Raw genomic sequence first — 21,280 nt, forward strand, 5'->3', positions numbered from 1 at the left:
ACCTTCACGCCGAAGCGCGATTGCACCGCCTGGCTGGCTTGCGTGAGGAAAAGAGAATCGAAACCGAGTTCGGTGAAGCTCGCGCTGTCGTCCTCCACGACCACGCCGGAGAGTTCCATGACAATGGCGCGGAGTTTCGCAGCGAGATCGGGAAGGCGGTCGGCGGGGGCGGACATGGCAGGGGGGGTGGGGGGAGGAAGGGACGGGTGCTGCGGCGATAGGAGCCGATGCAGCGATGGCTGGGACTTCGGCTTCAGCCGATTTGTCGATCCAGTAGCTCTGGCGCTCGAAGGGGTAAGTCGGCAGGTGAAGGCGGGCTCGCTCCTGGCCGGCGAAGAACGCGGACCAATCGAGCGCTGCACCGGCCTTCCACAGCTCGCCTGCGGCATTGAGCAGATCGGCGAGGTCGTTGGCAGAGGAGGGGAGTGTTGAAATGACGACCGCCTTGCCCTTCGCCGGATGCTGCCGGGCGAAAGGTGCGAGAGCTTGCCCGGGACCAACCTCTAACAAGATCAGGCCGTCATCCGCGAAAGCAGTGGCCAGCGCATCGGTGAAGCGCACCTCATGGCGGAGCTGCCGTGCCCAGTAGCCGGGATCGGCAAGCGTAGCGGCATCCATCGCCTTGCCGGTGCAGGTGGAGATCCAAGGAATCGCCGGGGCATTCGCGCGGACCTTCGCGGCCTCTTCCGTGAAGGGCTCGACGATCGGCTCCATCATCGAGGAGTGGAAGGCGTGCGAAGTCTTGAGCGCGCGGCAGGCGATCTTCTTCTCCTCAAGCTCGCTCTGGTAAGCTGCGATAGCCTCGTGTGCGCCGGAGACCGTGCAAAGCTTCGGGCTGTTGATCGCGGCGAGGTGAATGCCTTCTGGCAGAACCAGTTCATCGGCACCCTGGCGGACCGCCAGCATCGCACCGGAGGGCAGATCCTGCATCAAGCGCGCCCGCGTGGCGAGCAGCGCCAAGGCATCCGTGAGCGAGAAGGTCCCCGCCAGCACCGCGGCGACATATTCGCCGATGCTATGACCGATCAGCAATGAAGGCTGGATGCCCCAAGACATCCACAGCCTCGCCAATGCATACTCGGTGACGAAGATGCAGGGCTGCGTCAGCCATGTCTGGTGGATGCGTTGCTCGGCCTCGGGGCGGTCGGCCTCGGAAGGATAGAGCGTCTCGCGAATATCCAGATCGAGATGGCGCTGGAGGATGGTCGCGCACTCGTCCACGGCTTCCCGGAAGGCGGGCTCGGCCAGGAGCTCGCGGCCCATGTCGGGATACTGCGAGCCTTGGCCCGGGAAGAGGAAAGCGATCTTCGAGGCACACTTCGGAGCGGCCGAAGATTTTGAAGACTCCCGGAGTTTCGCGATAGCCTCCGCGGCATCCGCCGCAACGATGTGGCGGCGGAAGGGAAAGACGCGGCGGCCGGTCGCCAGCGTGTAGGACACGTCAGGCAGGGACCGTTCTCCGAACGGTCCCTGCCCGAGATGGTCTGCCAGATTGTTCGCCATCGCCTCCAGCGCCGTCGCCGTCTTCGCCGAAAGCACGATCAACTGTTGCTTCCTTCCCGCGGTCGTCTCCGAAAGCAAAGGAGCTTCCTCCATCACCACGTGGGCATTCGTGCCGCCTACTCCAAAAGCGCTCACTCCCGCGATCCGCGGCGTGCCATTGCGCTCCCATGCCATCTCCTCCGCCACCGGCTTCAGAGGGCTATTGGCAAAATCAATCCGCGGATTCGGCGCGGTGAAATGCAGCAGCGCCGGGATCTTCCCGTGGCGGAACTGCTGGATCGTCTTGATCAATCCCGTCACGCCCGCCGCCACATCGAGGTGCCCGATGTGGGTCTTGCCGGTGCCGAGTGCGCAGAAGCCGTTGCCCGTCGCGCCGCCCTCGCGGAACGCTTTGGTAAGAGCCGCCACCTCGATCGGATCACCCAGCGGCGTGCCGGTACCATGCGCCTCGATATAAGAAACATCCTGCGGGCTTACCCCCGCTGCGGCTTGCGCCAGCGCGATCACATCCGCCTGCGCATTCAGCCCGGGCGCGGCGAAGCCGATCTTGTCCGAGCCGTCGTTGTTCACCGCCCAGCCCTTGATCACGGCCAGGATCGGATCGCGATCCGCCACTGCTTCACTGAGACGCTTCAAAAGAACCACGCCGCAGCCATGGCCGAAGACCGTGCCGTTCGCCTTCTCATCGAAGGCGCGCACCGTCCCGTCTCCGGAGACCATGCCCTCTTCCGTGTAGAGATACTCGCGCTGCTGCGGGAAGCTGATCGAAACCCCGCCCGCCAGAGCCATGTCGCACTGATACGTGAGCAGCGAAGTGGCCGCCTGACAGATCGCGACCAGCGAGGTCGAGCAAGCCGTCTGGATCGTCATGCTCGGCCCGCGCAGGTTGAGCTTGTAGCTCACGCGCACCGGCATGAAGTCCTTGTCGTTGCCGAGCATCGTCTGGTACTCGGCCACCTGGTAGTTCTTCGCCATCTCCTTCGCCTTGCCGAGATTGTGCAGAAGATAGGTATTCAGGCTCACCCCGGCGTAGACGCCGATCATGCCCGGATAAGCGTGCGGATCGTAGCCGCCGTGCTCGATGGCTTCCCACGCGCACTCCAGGAAAACCCGGTGCTGCGGGTCCATCAGCTCCGCTTCCCGCGGATAGATTCCGAAGAACGAGGCATCGAACATGTCCGGCTTCTCGAACATGCTACGGGCTCCGACGTACTTCGAGCCGTCGCTCTCGACGCGGCTCTCGAAGCGCGTGATGCCATCCTTGCCTGCGATCAGGTTCTGCCAGAATTCATCCGGATTCGTGGCACCGGGAAAGCGACCGGACATGCCGATCACCGCGATCGCTTCGGGTGGGGGAAGTTCTTCGTTCATCAATCAGCGGGGGGAAGGACGGCGGAAACGGGCCAGCCCGGCCTGTTGCAGACGGGCACGGTCTTGGGCGGTGGAAGTGGTGGTTGCAGCCTGCGGCGAAAGGAAGTCCGCCAGCGATTTCGCGCTGGGCCGGGCGAAGAGATCGGTGATCGCCAGATCGCGGCCGGTCATCTCGCGCAGCCGCACGTGCATCACCGCGAGGTGAATGGAAGTCCCGCCGAGGTCGAAAAAGTTGGCCTCGGGGTCCGTGACTTCCTTGTCTAGCAGCTCGCCCCACAGCGCGAGGATGCGTTCGAGAATCGTTCCATCCGCAGACCTGGATGAAGCATGGGGCCGGTGCTCCTCAGCCAGCGCCAGCCGGTCCACCTTGCCATTCGGAGTCAGAGGAAAGCCGTCCCGGTAAACGAATTCCCCGGGGATCATATACGCTGGCAGTTTCGTCGCGAGATGCGCCTTCAGATCTGCCGCCGTGCCCTGCACGTGCGCGATCAGCCTGCCGTCCTTCGAAATCACCACCGCCTCGCGCACCGACTCGTGGCTGCCGAGCGCGATCTCGATCTCGCCCAGTTCGATCCGGAAGCCGTTGACCTTCACCTGATGGTCGGCCCGTCCGCGGAACTCCAAAGTCCCGCAAGGCAAGCGCCGCGCCAGATCGCCGGTGCGGTAGATCCCGCCGGCCAAGGCAAAGGACCGCGCGCTTCGTTCCGGATCGTTCAGATACCCGCCGCCCAATCCGGCCCCGGCGATGCAAAGCTCACCGAGTTCCCCATCGGGAATCGTCGCCAGATCCTCGTCGCGGATCGTCACGCTGACATTCGGGATCTCGCGGCCCAGTGGCACGAAACCGAAGTCATCCAGATTCCCGCGGTGCAGTCTATGGAAGGCGCAGATGTCCGTGCACTCCGTCGGCCCGTAAGTATTCACCACTTCCGCTATTCCGGACTCCAGCCAGCCACGCAGCCGCGGGATCGAGATCGGCTCGCCGCCCAGCACCGCGAAGCGAATGCTCGCCAGCGCCGCCGCATCCGCATCCACCAGCGGGTAGAAGGCGCTCGGCGTGCAATTCACCAGCGTGATGCCGTGGCTGCGGATCAGCCCGTTGATACGGGAGATATCGTAGGTCGTGCCTTCGTCCAGCACCAGCAAGCCGCCGCCCAGCAGCGGGGCGAAGAAATTCTTCTGCGTCAGGTCGAAGCTCGGCGAACTGATCACCAGGCTCCGGTTGTCCGCGCCGAGCTCCGCAAGATACCAATCGAGCAAGTTCGCGAATCCCTTCCGGAAGACCGAGGCCGCTTTCGGCTGGCCCGTCGATCCGGAGGTGAAGATCGCATACAGCGGGTCGTCCGGCGTCGCGAAGCTGGTCACCGGTGCTGCAGGAAGCTCGTCCAGCGCGGCATCCGTCACATCCACCGCCGTGGCGGCGAAGTGTCCGGCGAGTTCCGGCCGCGTCAGCACCAGCTTCAGCCCGGCTGCGGAAATCATGTGGTCCAGCCGTTCGCGCGGATACGCCGGATCGAGCGGCACATACGCACCGCCCGCCTTCACCACCGCCAGCAACGCCACGATCAATTCCACCGAGCGGCCCAGGCCGATCCCCACATAGACCCCCGGGCAGACCCCGAGACTCTGGAGATGGCGGGCCAAGCGGTTGGCGCGGGCGTCCAAGTCCCCGGCACTTATGGTCCGCTCGCCGGCGACGATCACGGTCTCGCCGGGCGTGCGGGTGGCACGGGTCTCAAAGTTCGCGAGAAGTCGGTCGAGCAGAAGCGGTGTTTCCTGCGGCTGGGGGGCAGCGGTCATTGGGCTGGGCGACGGGGGGTAGGGGGTGCAGCGAAAATATTGAAAAATCGCGGCGATGGCAATCCGCACGATTTCGGGGGCTTCGCATTCGTCTGCCGGAGAGGAGAGGCGTCGGAGCGCCCTGAACTCACCGATGGAACGTGCTAACTCTCTTGTATCAGAAAGTCCGGCCAGCGGCATTACGCGATCTCGTAAGGTTTGGTATTACAAAATTTCTTGTCACCGGCCTGTAAATTTTTTAGGATTCGCCCGCTGTTTCCTGTCCGCATGTCCCGCCGCACGCCCCAAACCCCCCGGGTGGTGCCATTGATCCTTGCTGTCTACACGGCAGGGTCGCTGGCTTCCTCATCCGGCGAGGAAGTATTGTCCACGGCCCCGGGCCGTCTGGACGGGCAACTCGACAGCCGGATCGTGCCACGCGGCGGCTACCGCTTTGACCCTCAGGCAGGCGAGGTGCGGAAGGACGAACTGGAAATGGGCGTCGTCGTCTCCGCCACCTACGAGAGCAATATCTACCTTAGCTCGACCCGTCCCGAGTCGGACCTGGTCGTCCGGGTCGCTCCTGCCATCGCCTACCGCCACGGCGACAAGGCGACCGGCGAAGGTGGCTATTTGAATGTCGCCTACAAGCCCGTCGGCGTGGCCTACATGGATCACTCCAGCAACGACCGCATCGACCAGACCGCCGAATGGGACATCGGCTGGCGTGGCCAAAAGACCCTCGCCTCGTGGAAGGGCAGCGCCGCCCAGCTCGGCGATGCCACCGCCGACACCGGCGCGCTCACCGACCGCACCGAACTCGCCACCGAGGTCCGCATGGCCTGGGCCGTCCGCGAGAAGATCAGCGTGGAAGCCGCCGGCGGCTACGCGGCCACCTCCTACGACTCCGGCAAATACGCCGATTCCCGCCTCGGCTTCGGCGAGGTTGCCCTGCGTTACACCTATTCTCCGAAAACCCGGATCGGCCTCGCCTACAAGGGCGGCAATTTCAAAGTCGATGGCGCGGGCGCCCAGACCGTCCACCGCGTCACCGGTCGCCTGGAATGGACGCCCACCCAGAAGATCGCCGTGGATCTCGAGCTCGGCGGCGAGCACCGCAGCTTCGACAATGGCTCCGACACCACCCCCGTCGTGGAAGCCCGCGTCGGCTGGACCCCGAAGGAAGGAACCGAGCTTTACCTGAACGGCTACCGCCGCGAGCAGGCCTCCGCCTACACCCCAGGCCAAAATTACACCCAGAGCGGTGCTGCCCTCGGCATCGTCCAGCGCCTCGGCGAGAAATGGAGCGCGCGCTTGGAAGGCGGTCTGGAACATGCTAGCTACACCCAAGTCTCCGGCTCCGCCCCCGCCGGTCGGGAAGACAAGATCCGTTTCATCCGCCCCGCGCTGGAATACCGTTTCACCGACGACTTCAGCATGGGCCTCTTTTACCGCTACTCGGAAAACAGCTCGAATCGCCCCGGTCTCGGCTACGACAGCCACGCCACCGGCGTCGAGATGGGCTACCGATTCTAAACCCCCCTATGAATGTGAAGATCCTTCTGATCCTCGCGGCGCTGGCCGGCCTGCTCGCCGCATTGACCGGCGGCGCTGCCGGGCAAACGGCCCCCACCCGCGCTTCCGGCGTCATCGGCCGTCTCGATAATGTCGAGATCCGCGTCTTCCGCGAGGACGAGCTCACCACCAGCGGCCAGCTTTCGCCGAATGGCACCATCTCCATGCCCCTGATCGGCTCGGTCAAGATGGCCGGCCTCACCACCGACCAGGCCGCCGCCGCGATCACCGCGAAGCTCAAGGACGGCTACCTTGTCAATCCGCAGGTCAACGTCTCGATCGAGGCCCGCCTCCGCCGCACCGTCACCGTGCTCGGCCAAGTCCAGAGCCCCGGCGTCTTCGAGATCACCCCGAACCGCCAGCTCACCTTGGTCGAGGCCGTCGGCATGGCCGGCGGTGCCACCCGCATCGCCAATACCAAGAAAATCACCCTCAAGCGCGGCGGCGGCAAGGGCCAGGTCCTGACCCTCAACCTCAAGGACATCACCGCCGGCAAAACCGCCGATATCCCGCTTCGCGATGGCGACGTGCTGAACGTCCCCGAAGGCATCTTCTGATTTTTCCTCCCCCTTGCCCATGTCGTCCCCCCGCAAACCGGATCACTTCCTGACCCATTCCCCGCCCAAGGCGGAACTGGCCAGCCCCAATCCCACGCTCTACCTGCCGAAGGTCGAGGCCGGCCGCATCATCGGCGTGCTCGTCCGCCGCGGCTGGATCGTCGTGCTGTCGACGGCCCTCGCCATCGCGGCGATGTATCTCTACGTCAAGAAGGCGCCGAAAATCTACGTCTCCACCGGCTCCGTGGAAGTCTTCAGCAGCACTCCCGATCCTCTCAGGGTCGACGGCCTGACCCAGCAGGACAACAAGGACCTCGAACAACTCCGCACCATCGAGCGCAACATGGCCTCGAATGCCGTGCTGCTGCGGGTGGTGAAGGCGAACCAGCTCCAGCAGGCCACCGACTTCGCCCCGCCCGGCACCAGCGAGCAAGGCGTCGCGACCCTGCTCTCCCGGCGCATGCGCGTGGAACTCGACCGCGGCACCCGCGTGGTTGAAATCAGCGTGGAGGACACCGTTCCCGCCCGCGCCAAGCGCCTCGTCGAATCCGTGGTCTCGGAATACCAGCTCTGGAGCAAGGAACGCCGGGAGACCGTCGCCCGCGAGGCCAGCGAAGGCCTGGCCTTGAAGGAGCAGGAACTGCGCCTCTCCATGGAGACCGCGGACAACGCCCTGCAGACCTTCCGCGAAGGCCACCCCGTCCCCGGCTTGGATGGCCGCGACGGTGCCAGCACCCCGGGCGATCCCTTGGGCAATCTCAATACCCAGCTCACCCAGGCGAAGTCCGAGCGCCTGCGCCTCGAGGCCGAATACGAAGCCTTCAAGAAGTTCGATCCCGAGGACCGCGACGCCATTGCCGGCATCGGCCGCACGGTCCAGGCGGATGAAGTCCTCGCCCGGGTCCGCTCCCTGCAGGCCAAGGAGCTGGAATTCGCCAAGCTCAAGGAGCGCTACCTCCACAAGCACCCGGTTTACAAGGAGACCGCCCAAGAGGTGGAAAGCCTGAAGAAGGATCTCGCCGACGCCGCCCGCTCGGCGGGCGAGGCACTGGAAAAGAGCTACCACGTCGCCCTCGAAAACGAGAGCAAGCTCTCCAGCGAGGTCGATCACGCCCGCACCGCCGCCGTCGGCGTCGAAGGCATCCGCGCGCGCTTCGATTCCCTCAAGCGCACCGCCGAGGCTGCCCGCGAGATGCACGCCTCCGTGGACAAGCGCCTGCGCGAGGCCACCATGGCGGGCACCTTGGCCGCCTCCGCCATCCGTTGGGGAAATGCCCCCTTCATCCCGGAAAAGGCCAGCCGGCCCGCGAAAATGGTGCTCTTTCCCGTGGCCGCCCTCGCCGGGATGCTCGGCGGCCTGGTCCTGATGGTCGGCAGCGAGCTCCGCGATGGCCGCGTCCGCGATGCCGCCGCCGCCACCCGCGCTACCGGTGCGCCCCTGCTGACCAGCCTGCCGATGATGCAGGACGGCCGGGAAGGGGACATGATCCTACTTTCCGATCCCGGCTCCCCGGTCGCGGAATCCTTCCGCCGCCTGCGCGCCGTGCTCCTGCCGCCCCCGGCCAAGCCGAATGCCCGCACCGTCCTCTTCGCCAGCGCCGTGCCCGGCGAGGGGCGTTCGCTCTGCGCCATGAATTACGCCGCCTCCCTGGCGATGCAGGGCCAGCGCACCCTTCTGCTGGATGCGGACATGCGCCGCCCGGGCCTGAGCCGCCAGCACGTCAATGGCGAGCCCAGCGGCCTCGGCGCTTACCTCGCCGGCGAGGCCGAGCCCGCCAGCGCCTGCTTCCCCACCGCGCTGCCGAATCTCTACCTGATGTCCTCCGGGCCCATGCGTACCGACGCCGCGGAACTGCTCTCGGGCACCCGCCTGCCGGTCTTGCTGGAGGACGCCTACCGCTGGTTCGATGCCGTGGTGATCGACAGCCCGCCGGTCCTGGCGGTCAGCGATGCGCTGGCGATTTCCCGCTATGCCGACCGCGTCTGCCTCGTGGTCCGCCAGAATGCCAGCGAGCGCCGGAATCTCAAGAAGGCCTCTGAACTGGTCCGCTCGTCGGGCGGAAATTTGATCGGATTTGTCTGGAATGAATGCCCGTTCCGCGGCAAAGGAAATGGCGCACCCGAGCCTGTTGTCCCCCTCAGCCATCCGGCCTTGTCCGGCTCCGGCGTGACGGTGGCGCCCGGCTCGTCTGCTGCTCAGGGAGGTTCCGGCGAAAGCCCCTCCTCCCCGATCACGTAATGGACGCCCTGGTCCGTAACTGTTAATTTCCGCCCTAGTTGTGACTTCCCCGGTCGCGGCAGGATCCCCCCGATCCGAAAAATTCCCCCCTATCCCCCCGAACCATGAACTGTGCTCCCCCCGCACCTTCCGTGGAGTCGTCTGCCCCCAAGACGCTCACCGCGGACCCGCCGGATGAAAGTCCGGCCAATTTCGAGCTGCGCCATCGCCACCGCCCCTGGGTGGCTCACCAGAAGCTGGTCGTCACCAGTTTCGTGGGAGACGCTGCGGTGATTTTCGCCGCGATGATGCTGGCGTACATCCTGCGTTTCGAGTCCTCGCTCCAGAGTTTCGGCGTGGATGACCCGGCCATCAGCCTGCGCGGCTACCTCGGCCACGTGATCTTCGGCGGCCTGATGATGCTCGTCATGCTCGCGAACTTCCGCGTCCACGACCCGCGCAATTACCTCGCGATCCGCCGCACCGTCACCGTGATCGTGAAGACCTGCGCGATCTGGCTGGTCGGCTTCCTCGGCCTGACCCTGATCCTCAAGATTGATCCCGCCATCAGCCGCGTCTACTGCGTGCTCGGTGCCGCGATCGCCTGCGTGATGCTCTGCGCCTGGCGCTGGTTCCTCTACTGCGTGCTGCGCCGGGATAACTTTGCCAGCGCGCTGCGCCAGCGGGCCGTCTTCGTCGGCTGGAACGACGAGTGCACCCGCGCCATCGAGCGCTTCGGCGCCGGCCGTGCCAACCAGATCAATGTCCACGGCGTGATCCGGCCCCCGGATGGCAAGCTCGACGCCGAGCCGCCGTCCGACGTGCCGGTGCTCGGCGGTTACGACACCCTCCGCGAGCTGACCCGCAGCTCGGGTGCCGACCTGATCATGGCGGTGGACGGCTGCATGGACCGCCACCAGATGCTCCTCCTCGCCGAAACCTGCGGTAAGGAATTCGTGGACTTCAAGCTGGTCCCGAGCTGCTTCCAGATCCTCGTCTCCGGCCTGCAGATCGAAAGCTTCCACGGCATGCCCGTGCTCGGCATCGGCAAGCTGCCGCTCCACCACACCCTCAACAACGCCCTCAAGCGCGGCATCGATATCTTCGGCGCGCTGCTCGGCATGGTGCTCTTCGGCCCGATGATCGCGGTCTTCTGCCTGCTGGTCCGCATGGAGTCCCGCGGCCCGGTCTTCTACCAGCAGCGCCGCATCGGTCTCAACGGCCGCCCCTTCAACATCCTCAAGATCCGCTCGATGAAGGTCGACGCGGAAGCCGCCGGCAGCCCCGGCTGGACGGTGAAGGACGACCCGCGCCGCCTCAAGATCGGGGCCTTCATGCGCGAGTGGAATATCGACGAACTGCCGCAGTTCCTCAACGTCCTGCGCGGCGATATGAGCCTCGTCGGTCCCCGCCCCGAGCGCCCGGAACTCATCGAAGGCTTCAAGGAGGAAATCCCGCACTACAACGTGCGCCACAACATCAAGCCCGGCGTCACCGGCTGGGCCCAGGTCAACGGCCTGCGCGGCGATACCTGCCTGCGCGAGCGCGTGAAGTTCGACCTCGATTACATCGAGAACTGGAACTTCTTCCTCGATCTCCAGATCCTGGTGATGACCTTCTTCAGCCGCAAGGGTGCCTGTTAGACCACCAGCCATTTGAGCCAAGCACCTCCAGCACCAAGGGCCGACGACACGGCGGGACACGGCGCCCGCCGCGACCGCTCGATCCGCCTCGCGATCGCCACTTCCTTCCTCTCGAAGGCGGGCACCGCGCTCTTCCAGTTGCTCTCGATCCCGCTGGCGATCCGGGTGCTGGGCCGCGCCGAGTTCGGCCTCTACACCACCGTCAATTTCACCCTCGCCACCGTGGCGCTGCTCCAGATCGGGGTCGGCCCGGCGCTGGCTCACGGACTTTCCCGCGCGAAGGCGCAGGATGACGAGCGAGGCTCGCGCGAACTGTCCTCCACCGCCTTCTTCATGATGGCGGGGATGGCCGCTCTCGCCGGCCTTTTGCTCGCCGCCGTCCTGCTGTGGGTGCCGCTGCCCCTGATCTTCGGGGATGACTTCGCGGGCAGCGAGAGCTCGCTCCGCCCGGCGCTGTGGACCGGCCTCGCGCTGTTCCTGCTGCTCTTTGTCCTTAATCTCACCGACCGCGTCCGCGAGGGCATGCTCGAGTCCGCCACCAACAATGTCTGGGGTGCCGCGGGCAATGTCCTCGCCGCGATCGCCGTGGGCGTCGGCGTCTTCTTCATCCCGCAGGTCTGGTTCCTGGTCCTCGCCGTCCACGGCTCGATGGTCATCGCCAAGCTCTGCAACACCTTCGCCCTCTGGCGCGCGCATCCCGAGGTGCGCCCGTCGTTTGCGAAATTCCGCCTGCCCGTCGCCCGCAACATGTTCAGCGATGGCCTGGCCTTCTCCGCTTGCACCCTGATCGCGGTGATCGTGGAGTATAACTTCTGCGGCTGGCTGATCGGTCGCACCGAGGGCCGCGCCGCCACCGCGCTCTACGGCATCTTCGTCTCGATGACCATCATGCAGCTCGGCTTCGTGATGATGCTCAGCACGCCGACCTGGCCCGCCGTCGCGGAAGCCCTGGCCCGCGGCGACAACCACTGGGCCAAGCGCGCCGCGCGCCGCCTCTACCTCTACGGCAGCGGCTTCGGCATCTGCTCCTTCGGCGGCCTGGTCCTGTTCGGCCCGCTGCTGCTCCCGCTGTGGCTGGGCAAGGACTTCGCGGACACCCCGCGGTCCCTCATCGCCTGCTACGCCACCTACTTCGTCGCCCACGTCTGGCGGCACCTGAATCACGCCATGATGATCGGCAGCGGCCAGGTCAGCCGGCTCGCGCGCATCCAGTTCGCGGAGTCCGCCCTCGTCGCCATCGCCGCCATCGTCGGCCTGCGTTACGGCGGCATGGGCACCATGCTCCTGAGCATGGCCACCGTGATCTTCGCCGTCACCGGCTGCATCCTGCCCCGCCTCGTCGGCCACGGCCTGCGCGTTCCCGCCCGCGATCCCTCCCCGGACCTCGGTGTCGTCGCGAAGGCGGGGTAAAGTCGCGCGGCGACCTTCGACCGCAGCAGCCCGATCCGCCCCTTAGCCAGATCGTTGGTTATCCCCACAATCCCGACGCCGCCGGCCACGGACGGCCCCACTGGGAGCGCCGCGGCACCGCCCGGCAGAACGGTCCCTCCAAGCCAGTCACACCTCGTGATCGGCGCGGGGACTGCCGTGGCCTTGCTGCCATCCTTCAATGGCTCACCACCTTGTGCCCCACTGGGAGCGCCGTGGCACCGCCCGGCAGAACGGTCCCTCCAAGCATCTCACACCTCGTGATCGGCGCGGAGACTGCCGTGGCCTTGCAGCCATCCTTTAATGGCTCATCACCTTGTGCCCCACTGGGAGCGCCGCGGCACCGCCCGGCAGAACGGTCCCTTGGTGCAGGGGGCACGCCGCGGTCGGGATTGATACCGCCGTTGCCATGCTGCCTGCCTTTTCCGTGTCGCGGTATCGGGGAACCATTCTGCCGGGCGGTGCCGCGGCGCTCCCAGTGGGCGCGCCCCGTAATCGAAAACGAAAAGCTGCGCCGCACCTAACCAATCAAATCCCCCGCCCCACAAAAAAGCCTCCGGGTTTCCCCGGAGGCATACCAAATCACATGCTTCAAAGCTCCCTTCAGGGGGTCACTTCCCGGCGTATTTCACGCCGCAGCCGTAAGGCTGGGTCTTGGCCTTGTCCACGGTCTTGCCGGCCAGAACGGAGTCCAAGGCCAGCGAGATGTAGCTGTCGGCGGTGGCGATGTCCCCGGCTTCGGTGGTTGCCTTGGAGTCGATCGCCCCATGGTAGGCGATCTTGCCTTCCTTATCGATGACGACGAGTTCCGGGGTGGTCTTGGCACCGTAGGCCTTGCCGACCTTGCCGTCGGTATCGAGCACGATCTGGCTGGCCTTGTTGCCTTCCTTTTCGGAGCGCTCGCTCAAGCCGCTGGCTTCTGCCAAGGGGCCTTCACCGGCGGAACTCACGGTGATCCAGACCACATCCTTGGCGGTATACTTCTCCTGCAGCTTCGGGATATTGCCGCTGCCGTAGTGCTTCTTCACGAAGGGGCAGTCGTAGTTGACCCACTCGAGAACGACGACCTTGCCCTTTTGCTTGGCCAGGGAGATTTCTTCACCCTTCGTATTCTTCACGGTGAAGGCGGGGGCGGCATCGCCCGGTTCAGCGGCATAGGCGGTGGCGCTGCAGATCATGGCACCGATCACGGCGCCGAGGAATGTGTTATGCTTCATGGTTTCTGAATTGGGTAGGGATTACCGGAATCGTCGATGACGGTCGCGAGGTGACTCGCCTTGTCCAACGGAATCCGGTCACTTTTTCGCCTGCCAGGAGATCACCAGAGGTTTTTCCAGCTTCCCACCGGCAAGGACGATATCGAGTAGAGTCGGCGCTCCCTCGGCATATTCATTCTTTTTCACCTTCGCGGTCCAAGCGGTCTTGGTGCGCACGAATTGGATCGGATCCGCAGCATCAATGACCTGCGGCGTGGCCGGGAAGGCCTTGGTTCCTTCGAGGTCAAGGCCCTCCGGAGCATTCAGCGTGAGGGTCAAGGTATCACCTTCCGGTTCGACCTGAAGCACCACCCCTTCGGCAGGGCGGGGGATTTTCTTGGAAGCGGCGGCAATGGTCACGGCGTCCTTACCCGCGGCGGCATCGCCGGCGGAAAGTTTCACGGAAAGTTCCACATCGCCCGGCACACAGGCACTCTCGTCACAGGTCAGCCAGGAAAGCTTCACCTTGCACAGGGCCTCGCCGCTGGCGATCGCGGGCGGCGTGAGATCGACCAGGAAGACCGCCTTGCCCTCGTAGCCGAAGCCGGGGAGTTCGCCGGTCATGAAGCGCTTCGGCACCGGTTGCTGGAGTTCACCGGCGGTCCAACCTTCCGGCAGGGTCCACTTCGCCTTCAGCGGCATGCCACCCTCGCCGGGGTTGATCCAGTAGCTGTGCCATCCCGGCTCCACCGTCAGGCGGATGCCGAAGGTCAAAGTCTTGCCCGCTTGATAAGACGCGCTGCCGTTCAGCAATTCGGCATCCGCGTGGCCCGACTTCACGCCCGCTGCCATCAAGGGCGAAACCAGCGGGATACCCGCCGCCATCAGAATCGAGAATTTCATCGCCGCCATCTAAGACGGGGGAGGGGAAGGGTGCCACTTCTATTCCCGAAGGCTATTCCCGGCGCGCCGCCGCTGGGAATCCGCCGGTCCTGCTCCCAGCGCCGGAGGTGGGTCGGATCTTAGCCGGTGGTGGAGTGCAACGGAACCACCGGTTGGGATCACAGAATCATCCCGCCCCGGAGGACCGGCGGAGGTGCCCGGATCACCCGAGGGCATTAATGAATAAGCCGGTTATTCCCGGCGCGCGCTATGGGAACGATACGCCTTGAGCGCCACATGGATTTGCCGCTGCTCGGAAAGCGTGAGCAAGGGGAGCTCTCCGGAGCCCCATGAAAACAGGCCGCAGAGGAAGCGCTGCCATGCGACGCGTTTCGCGGTTGGCAACTCAAAACGGGCCTCGCACCACTGCAGGAAGCCATCGATCTGCGTCGTCGCATGTTCACGATCGGCAAGCAGAGTCCGGATCCTCCGCTGCACACCGCGCGCCAAAACTTTGCCGAGAGGTTGGTCGGGCCACTTCGTCTTCTGGCATGGGTGACGACGTAATCCGGCAGCACATTTGTCATCTTCCACATCGGCGGCCCCTTGGATCACTGACAGCAGACGCCCGTCATCGCGACGCGCCCCGCGGGCGGTGACCCGCTTCTTCCGTCGCACTCCTCTACGGGCTGCCTTGTCGCTATTCCCGTAGGTGTTGCGGCAGTGGCTGGAGAGGTCTCTCTCCTTCTCTCGCCGGGGATCTGGAATTCGGGGTGTCATCGCCGGTCGCTCTACTGTTATGGCATCATGGTAACGACTTTCGGCCATTCCGACCAGCTTGCGTGGTGAAAATCGAGCCGTCAGAGGATGAAACCGTAGTGGATCTCGCCCTGCGTCGCGCGCTTCCCTTGCCCGTCTCACAAAATTGGAAGTAATTCACCGGTGAACGCCTTCGAGATCAATCCGCCACGCCATGCAGGGGCAGACCTCTGCGGAGTGCCATCGAGAAGACGGCGGAAATCATGTAGAGTACCGCCCGTTCCCGGGACTCCTTTTCCTCCAGCAATAACTGATCGAGCAACTCGGCTCCCAGTGCCAGTTCCTCCATGCCGTAGTACTGATCGTCGAACACTTGGAGTAGCCTGTCGATAAGCCACGACGGGTGGCGTTTGGCGATGCCCGCGAGCACATGGTATTCTTCGATGTCGATACTGCCGACGATCAATGGGGAATCGCGTACCAGCGGGCTCTTGCCAATCATCAGGTCGTAGCTCATCGCATCATCATTTCAAGGTTTGGCCAAGCCCGAGCACCCACGCCGACGGATGCTGCTGGAACCCGATCTTCGGGTAGTAGTCCATGGCGTCCGGGGCCGCGAGAAGCATGACCCAGGTCTTCGGCCCGAGCCGCGAGCGGGTGTGGCGGATCAGTTCGCGGCCGATGCCCTGCTTCTGGTAGTCGCGGTCCACCGCCAGGTCCGAGAGGTAGCAGCAGTAGTGGAAGTCCGTGACGGAGCGGGCCGCGCCGACCAGCTTGGTCCCGTCCCATGCCGTGCAGAGGAGGTTGGCATGGCGGAGCATTCCCTCCATGCATTCGCGGTCGTCCACCGGTCGTCGCGCGGCGAAGTCCGCACGGCGAAGGAGGTCGATGTAATCGTCTGCCGTGAGGACGTCGTCGGTCGAGTAGCGGAGGTTCATGATGTGGGGTGTTTGCCCTTAGCGAAGGAGAACCGCCACCAGGCCCATCACCATCAGTAGCGTGGGGATGAGCACGACAATCAGGATCACCAGGCAGATCCGGGCCAGCGTGCTGCGGAGGCCGAAATCCTTCCCGCATTTCCCACAGCGGCAGATCGTAGCCGAGGAACTCTGGTGAAGGATCGCGAGGGGCAGTCCCAGCAACACCACCAGGCCGGCGGGATAGAGCGGATACCTTTTGCCACGGGAGGTGAGCGAACTGCCATCGTGGCAGCGCGGGCATTGGATGGGATCGCGGGTGCCCATGGCGTTTACTTCCTTCCGCCGCCCCGCTTCTCCCGGCGGTAAACCGTCGGAGCCTGGCCCATGTGCTTGCGGAATTGCCGCGAGAAATCGCTGTGGTCGTAGAAGCCGGATTCCAGCGCGACCTCGGTGATCGGCAGGTTGGTCCCGGCCAGAAGCTCGCAGGCCTTGATCACGCGCATCCGCATCAGGTAGCTGCGCGGCGTGGTCTGGAAGGTCTTGCGGAACTTGCGCTCGAATTGCCGCACGGAGAGCCCGGCGATCTGCGCGAGTTCCGAGACTTCCAGACGCTCGCGGAAGTTCGCCTTGAGGTGCTCCGCCACATCCGCGAGTTCGAGGTAGGGCTGGATCGCCGCGCGCTGCTCCTCGTAGCTGCGGACCGTGCCGCAGAGCCCGCAGACACCGCCATGCTTGTCGAAGAGCGGCAGCTTGTCGGTGATGAACCATTCCGGCCGGCCCTGGGAATTCGGGAACAGCTCGATGATCCCCAGCAGCGGCTGGCGGGTCGTCATCACGCGCTCGTCGTCGCGATGGAATTTCTCCGCCATCCGCGGTGCGAAGATCTGTTTGTCGGTCAGCCCCACGATCTGATCTTCCCGCTGGAAGCCGCAGCGTCGGATGAAGGCGGGGTTGCCCGCCATCAGTCGGCCCTGCCGGTCCTTGGTAAAAAAGAGCGTCCCGGGAAGGTGGTCGAAAAGGTGGCGGAACTGTCCGGGAGGGAGCTCTTCCAACCATTTACGGTGATCGCTTTGGGTTTCCACTGGCGGAATCATACCAGTGTCTCCCGCAAACTTACAAGCGATCTCCGCGATTCTAAGTCAGCTTGAAAGCCCGGCCCGATCATGCAGGTTGTAAGCCGCATCGGGACCGACCGAAATCCACGTTCATGCACGCGCTCCGTCTTTCCATCCTCCTGCCACTGCTCGCGCTCGGCGCGCTGCTGGCGAAACCCCTGATCACGCCGAAACCGGAGGCCCGGCGTCTGGAAATCCTATTTTTTGGTGCCCCGACCAAGAGTCACCCCGGCCACGATCCGGTCACCCGCTACCGCTCCATCAAGAAACAGCTCGGCGTCGAGGGGATCGACTTCACCTACAGCGAGGACCCGGAGGAAGTCTTCAATCCCGGCACCCTCGCGAAGTATGACGGCGTGCTGATGTATGGGAACTGGGAGCAGAACGGCGCGATGCCTGCCGATCAGCTCAAGGCCCTCACCGATTACGTCAATGGCGGCGGGGCCTTCCTGCCGATCCACTGCGCCTCCGCCTGCTACGGCGGCTCGCCGGAGTTCATCAATCTCGTGGGCGGGCGCTTCAAGGAGCACCAGACCGGAACCTTCAAGGTCACCAACGTCAACAAGAGCCACCCGATCATGAAGGGCCTCGAAGGCTTCGAGGCATGGGATGAAACCTACGTCCACGACCGCCTGACCGATGACCGCGTGCTGCTTGAGAAGCGCGATCAGGAGCCTTGGACCTGGGTCCGCGAGCAGGGCAAGGGCCGCGTCTTCTACACCGCCGCCGGCCACGACCACCGCGTCTGGGACCAGGCCCAATTCGGCAGCCTGATCCGCAATGCGATCTACTGGAGCGTCGGGCCGGAGAAATACAAACTGCTGCAGAACCTCAAGCTGCCGAAGCTGGAGGAAGAAGAAGTGAAGCTGCCGGGCTACCTCAAGCGCGAGCTGATCACCAAGGCCCAGAAGCCGCTCTCGCCGGAAGAATCGATGAAGCTGGCGCAGGTCCCCGTGGGCTTCGAGCTCTCGCTGTTCGCCGCCGAGCCGGACATCGTGAACCCGATCTTCGTGAGCTGGGACTACAAGGGCCGTGCCTTCATCATCCAGACCACCGACTACCCGAACGAGCTCCACGCCAACAACACCGGCAGCGACAAGATCATCATCGCCGAGGACACCGACAAGGATGGCCGCGCGGACAAGTTCACGACCTTCGCCGACAAGCTCTCGATCCCGACCTCGCTGGTCTTCGCCCGCGGCGGCGTGATCTGCACCAACGGCGGCGACATGCTGTTCCTGAAGGACACCAATGGCGACGACAAGGCCGACGTCCGCGAGGTCCTCTTCACCGGTTTCGGCACGGGCGACACCCATGCGGGTGTGTCGAACCTCCGCTACGGCCACGACAACTGGATCTACGCCACCGTCGGCTACTCCGGCTTCAAGGGCGAGGTCGGCGGCGAGCGCCTGGAATTCTCGCAGCAGGTATTCCGCTTCAAGCCGGACGGCTCGAAGATGGAAGTGCTCCAAGGCACCACCAACAACACCTGGGGCCTCGGCACCACGGCGGACTTCGACATCATGGGCTCGACCGCGAATGGCAACCCCTCCTTCTTCCTGACCCAGTCGCGCGCCGATTACCAGGCGGCCGGGATCAACCAGCCGCGCACCCCGCGGGCGGATGACAATCCGATCTTCAACCCCAGCTCGATGGACATCCGGCAGGTCGATCAGTTCGACAAATACACGGCGGGTGCCGGCCACGCCTTCTACACCTCGGACCGCTTCCCGGCTCCGTGGCGGGAGAAGATGGCCTTCGTCACGGAAGCCACGGGCAAGCTGGTCGGCGTCTTCGAGATCGCCCGCGAGGGTGCGGGCTACAAGGCGACCCAGCACTACAACAACATCTACAACAGCGCCGATGCCTGGTCTGGTCCGGTCTGCGCCGAGACGGGCCCCGATGGCGCGGTGTGGGTCTGCGATTGGTACAACCTCATCATCCAGCACAACCCGACGCCGAGCAAACGCTCGTCCGGTCTCGACGCCACGAACGGCAAGGGCAATGCCTACGAAACCCCGCTGCGCGACAAGAACCTCGGCCGCGTCTACCGGATCTATCCGACCGGCAGCAAGGACGACGCGAACCCGAACCTCGATCCGAACAGGGGCGAGTCGCTCATCGCCGCGCTGAGCCACCCGAACCTCTTCTGGCGTCTCGAAGCCCAGCGCCTGATCGTGGAAAGCGGGAACAAGGCCTACGTGCCGAAGCTCGCCGAGCTGCTGGCTTCCCGCGGCCGCGAGTCCGCGCACGCCATCTACGCGCTCGCCGGTCTCGGTGCGCTTGAGGATTCGCATGTCGCTGCCGCCCTCGGCTCCGGTGTCCGCGCCACCGTCCGTGCCGCTATTGAAATGGGCACGCCGAAGCAGCTGCGCACCACGCTGCTCGCCGGTGGCAAGATTGGCATCCAAGACCCGCGCGACCTCGCCGACGCGATGGTGGCGATGTCCCGCGGCGATATCGACGTGGAGTATGGCAAGGCGCTCTTCGCACTGCTGCAGGCCGACGAGGCGAAGATCTCCGGCGACACCACCTTGAAGGATTCCTGGCAGATCGCCGCCAACCGCCAGGCCCCCGGCGTCCTGCTGGCTGCCGCCGCCGCTGGCTTCGGGGGTGAGCAGGTCGCGGAGACGAAGCCGAACCTGATGCCGAACCCCGACTTCTCCGAGGTCGCCGGTGGCAAACCCTCCGGCTGGACCGATCACCGCTTCTACGGCGGCGACCGGGATGGCGTGAAGCTCATGGCTTCACCCGATGGTCGGGAAGGCAGCATGTGCCTCGTGATCTCCTCGTCGAAGAATTCCGACAGCGGGGCGGCGGTGACGGTGCCGGTCAAGAAGCGCACCAGCTACGTCCTCTCCGCTTGGATCAAGACGAAGGACCTCAAGCCCGCCGGCAATGGCCCGGGCGCGCTGCTGAACATCCACGGCGGCGAGCAGACCAAGGGTGTGAAGGGCGACTCCGATTGGACCAACGTGACGATCAACGTCGATTCCGGCGACCGCAGCGAACTGCTGATACACTGCCTCTTCGGCGGCTATGGCGGTGCCACCGGCACGGCTTGGTTCGACGATGTGTCGCTGACCGAAATCGCGGGTGGCTCCGGCACCGGCGGGATGATTTCCCAGGTCGCCTCACGCTTCGCCGCGCAGGGCGATCCGGCAGCCAAGCAGGCGCTCGCGGATGAACTTGGCAAGCTCGACACCGCCTACGCCAAGAAGCTGCTCGCCGACCTCAACGCCAAGCCGGCCGCTCCGGTGGCGATGAAGGAGAAGAAGTTCAAGCCCGACACCGCGGTTCACGAGCGCGGCAAGGCGATCTACAACATGACCTGCATCGCCTGCCACCAGCCGGAAGGCCAGGGCTTGGTCGGGGTCTTCCCGCCGCTCGACGCTTCCGACTGGGTCACGGGTGACCCGAGCCTGCCGATCCGCATCGTCATCGCCGGCCTCCAGGGCCCGGTGAAGGTCAACGGCCAGGACTACAACAACGTCATGCCGCCGGTCGCCGAGATGACGGACGAGAAGATCGCCGATGTGGTGACCTTCGTCCGCCAGAGCTGGTCGAACGACGCTTCACCAGTGACCGCAGTGGAGGTCAAGCAGGTCCGGGACAAATACCAGAGCCAAGCCACCATGTGGACGGCGAAGGAACTCGGTCGCTAAGGCGATCGTTCCGGAGCGCCCAAGGAGATTCTTCCTGATTTCGAGGCCTATTCCGATCCATAAGCCCCCTTACCCCCATGCGGCTTTGGAAGAGCAGCGTGAGGAAGTGAGGGGGCATCGCCCAGGACCGTATTGACCGCCCGGTCCATCTTTTCAAGGCGGAGTGTATCCGTCCGTGCTGTTGCAATGGTGCCGGAGCTTGGAACCACCCGGTAGCCGCAGAAAAGGGCCGCCGGACCGGAGGGGCGAAAGAGCCCGTCTGGACTTCCAAGGATTAGCAGAAATCGGGGGTTTCGTCAATCGGGGGGAGCGATAAGGAGCAGGGACCTTATTGTGCCTGTGCGCCGGTCCTGTGCCAGCGACAATAAGGCCGCTGCTCCTTATGCTTTGCGTTGCTCCGCACTTTCCGGATTGACCTGTCCATTCCGATCTAACACGGTCGCAGCCCTCTCATGATTCCGGCTTCCACCGCTTCCTCCATGTCCCCGGCTTACGCCGGCGCGGAGCCAGGCATGTGGAATACCACCGGCCATGTCCTCCGCGGCTTTGCGTTTGTCCGCAAAGAGTGGCTGGCGCGGCGGGACGAAATCGTGATGGAATAACCCTTTCCTTTCCCCTTTTTCGCCCCGTCCGCCGATCCCGGTGGACGGGGCTTTTTTTGCGCCCCAT

General features: G+C 64.7%; 15 protein-coding genes and 2 pseudogenes. 7 read left to right on the top strand and 10 right to left on the bottom strand.

Features of this window, described 5'->3' with window-relative positions:
* Window positions 1-2: 2 nt before the first annotated feature.
* From ABWK72_RS23360 to ABWK72_RS23370, 3 genes and pseudogenes are all read right to left on the bottom strand, one after another.
* Window positions 3-389 (bottom strand): annotated as a pseudogene (locus ABWK72_RS23360) (acyl carrier protein); the annotation flags it as partial.
* Between the two features lie 100 nt (window positions 390-489).
* Window positions 490-2,874: pseudogene (locus ABWK72_RS23365) on the bottom strand (type I polyketide synthase); the annotation flags it as partial.
* 3 nt (window positions 2,875-2,877) lie between these two features.
* Entirely contained in the window at window positions 2,878-4,674 is a 1,797-nt protein-coding gene (locus tag ABWK72_RS23370; RefSeq protein ID WP_367871987.1) for an amino acid adenylation domain-containing protein, read from the bottom strand.
* Window positions 4,675-4,941: 267 nt separating this feature from the next.
* Between ABWK72_RS23370 and ABWK72_RS23375 the strand changes: the two genes are divergently transcribed.
* The 5 genes from ABWK72_RS23375 to ABWK72_RS23395 all read left to right on the top strand — a co-directional run bounded on the left by ABWK72_RS23375 (window position 4,942) and on the right by ABWK72_RS23395 (window position 12,056).
* On the top strand, window positions 4,942-6,189 hold the full coding sequence (locus tag ABWK72_RS23375; protein WP_367871988.1) for an outer membrane beta-barrel protein: 1,248 nt from the start codon (window positions 4,942-4,944) through the stop codon (window positions 6,187-6,189).
* 8 nt (window positions 6,190-6,197) lie between these two features.
* A complete protein-coding gene (locus ABWK72_RS23380; RefSeq protein WP_367871989.1) occupies window positions 6,198-6,785 on the top strand; it encodes a polysaccharide biosynthesis/export family protein in 588 nt (195 codons plus the stop codon).
* A 19-nt stretch (window positions 6,786-6,804) separates the two neighbouring features.
* Window positions 6,805-9,024, top strand: a complete 2,220-nt coding sequence (locus ABWK72_RS23385) for a GumC family protein (RefSeq protein ID WP_367871990.1) — start codon at window positions 6,805-6,807, stop codon at window positions 9,022-9,024.
* Between the two features lie 104 nt (window positions 9,025-9,128).
* Window positions 9,129-10,646: a sugar transferase gene (locus ABWK72_RS23390; RefSeq protein WP_367871991.1), complete on the top strand. Its 1,518-nt coding sequence runs from the start codon at window positions 9,129-9,131 to the stop codon at window positions 10,644-10,646.
* A gap of 12 nt (window positions 10,647-10,658) precedes the next feature.
* Window positions 10,659-12,056 (top strand): lipopolysaccharide biosynthesis protein, encoded by a 1,398-nt coding sequence (locus ABWK72_RS23395; RefSeq protein ID WP_367871992.1) that lies wholly within the window; start codon window positions 10,659-10,661, stop codon window positions 12,054-12,056.
* Window positions 12,057-12,685: 629 nt separating this feature from the next.
* On the opposite strand, the gene ABWK72_RS23400 is transcribed toward ABWK72_RS23395, so the two are convergent.
* The 7 genes from ABWK72_RS23400 to ABWK72_RS23430 form a co-directional block, all read right to left on the bottom strand.
* Window positions 12,686-13,291: a redoxin family protein gene (locus tag ABWK72_RS23400; RefSeq protein ID WP_367871993.1), complete on the bottom strand. Its 606-nt coding sequence runs from the start codon at window positions 13,289-13,291 to the stop codon at window positions 12,686-12,688.
* 78 nt (window positions 13,292-13,369) lie between these two features.
* Window positions 13,370-14,173: a protein-disulfide reductase DsbD domain-containing protein gene (locus ABWK72_RS23405; RefSeq protein ID WP_367871994.1), complete on the bottom strand. Its 804-nt coding sequence runs from the start codon at window positions 14,171-14,173 to the stop codon at window positions 13,370-13,372.
* A gap of 231 nt (window positions 14,174-14,404) precedes the next feature.
* On the bottom strand, window positions 14,405-14,767 hold the full coding sequence (locus tag ABWK72_RS23410) for a hypothetical protein (protein WP_367871995.1): 363 nt from the start codon (window positions 14,765-14,767) through the stop codon (window positions 14,405-14,407).
* Between the two features lie 343 nt (window positions 14,768-15,110).
* Window positions 15,111-15,428 (bottom strand): hypothetical protein, encoded by a 318-nt coding sequence (locus ABWK72_RS23415; protein ID WP_367871996.1) that lies wholly within the window; start codon window positions 15,426-15,428, stop codon window positions 15,111-15,113.
* 7 nt (window positions 15,429-15,435) lie between these two features.
* Window positions 15,436-15,849 carry a GNAT family N-acetyltransferase gene (locus ABWK72_RS23420; protein ID WP_367871997.1) on the bottom strand — a complete coding sequence of 138 codons (414 nt, stop codon included), beginning with the start codon at window positions 15,847-15,849 and terminating at the stop codon, window positions 15,436-15,438.
* A gap of 18 nt (window positions 15,850-15,867) precedes the next feature.
* Window positions 15,868-16,155 carry a hypothetical protein gene (locus ABWK72_RS23425; protein ID WP_367871998.1) on the bottom strand — a complete coding sequence of 96 codons (288 nt, stop codon included), beginning with the start codon at window positions 16,153-16,155 and terminating at the stop codon, window positions 15,868-15,870.
* A gap of 5 nt (window positions 16,156-16,160) precedes the next feature.
* On the bottom strand, window positions 16,161-16,913 hold the full coding sequence (locus tag ABWK72_RS23430; protein ID WP_367871999.1) for a helix-turn-helix domain-containing protein: 753 nt from the start codon (window positions 16,911-16,913) through the stop codon (window positions 16,161-16,163).
* A gap of 125 nt (window positions 16,914-17,038) precedes the next feature.
* On the opposite strand from ABWK72_RS23430, the gene ABWK72_RS23435 reads away from it, so the two are divergent.
* Complete coding sequence (locus ABWK72_RS23435; RefSeq protein WP_367872000.1) at window positions 17,039-20,611, top strand: PVC-type heme-binding CxxCH protein; 3,573 nt, start codon at window positions 17,039-17,041, stop codon at window positions 20,609-20,611.
* Between the two features lie 452 nt (window positions 20,612-21,063).
* Window positions 21,064-21,213 carry a hypothetical protein gene (locus ABWK72_RS23440; protein ID WP_367872001.1) on the top strand — a complete coding sequence of 50 codons (150 nt, stop codon included), beginning with the start codon at window positions 21,064-21,066 and terminating at the stop codon, window positions 21,211-21,213.
* Window positions 21,214-21,280: the final 67 nt, after the last annotated feature.

This window comes from Luteolibacter sp. Populi (assembly GCF_040801775.1).
Taxonomy (GTDB): domain Bacteria; phylum Verrucomicrobiota; class Verrucomicrobiia; order Verrucomicrobiales; family Akkermansiaceae; genus Haloferula.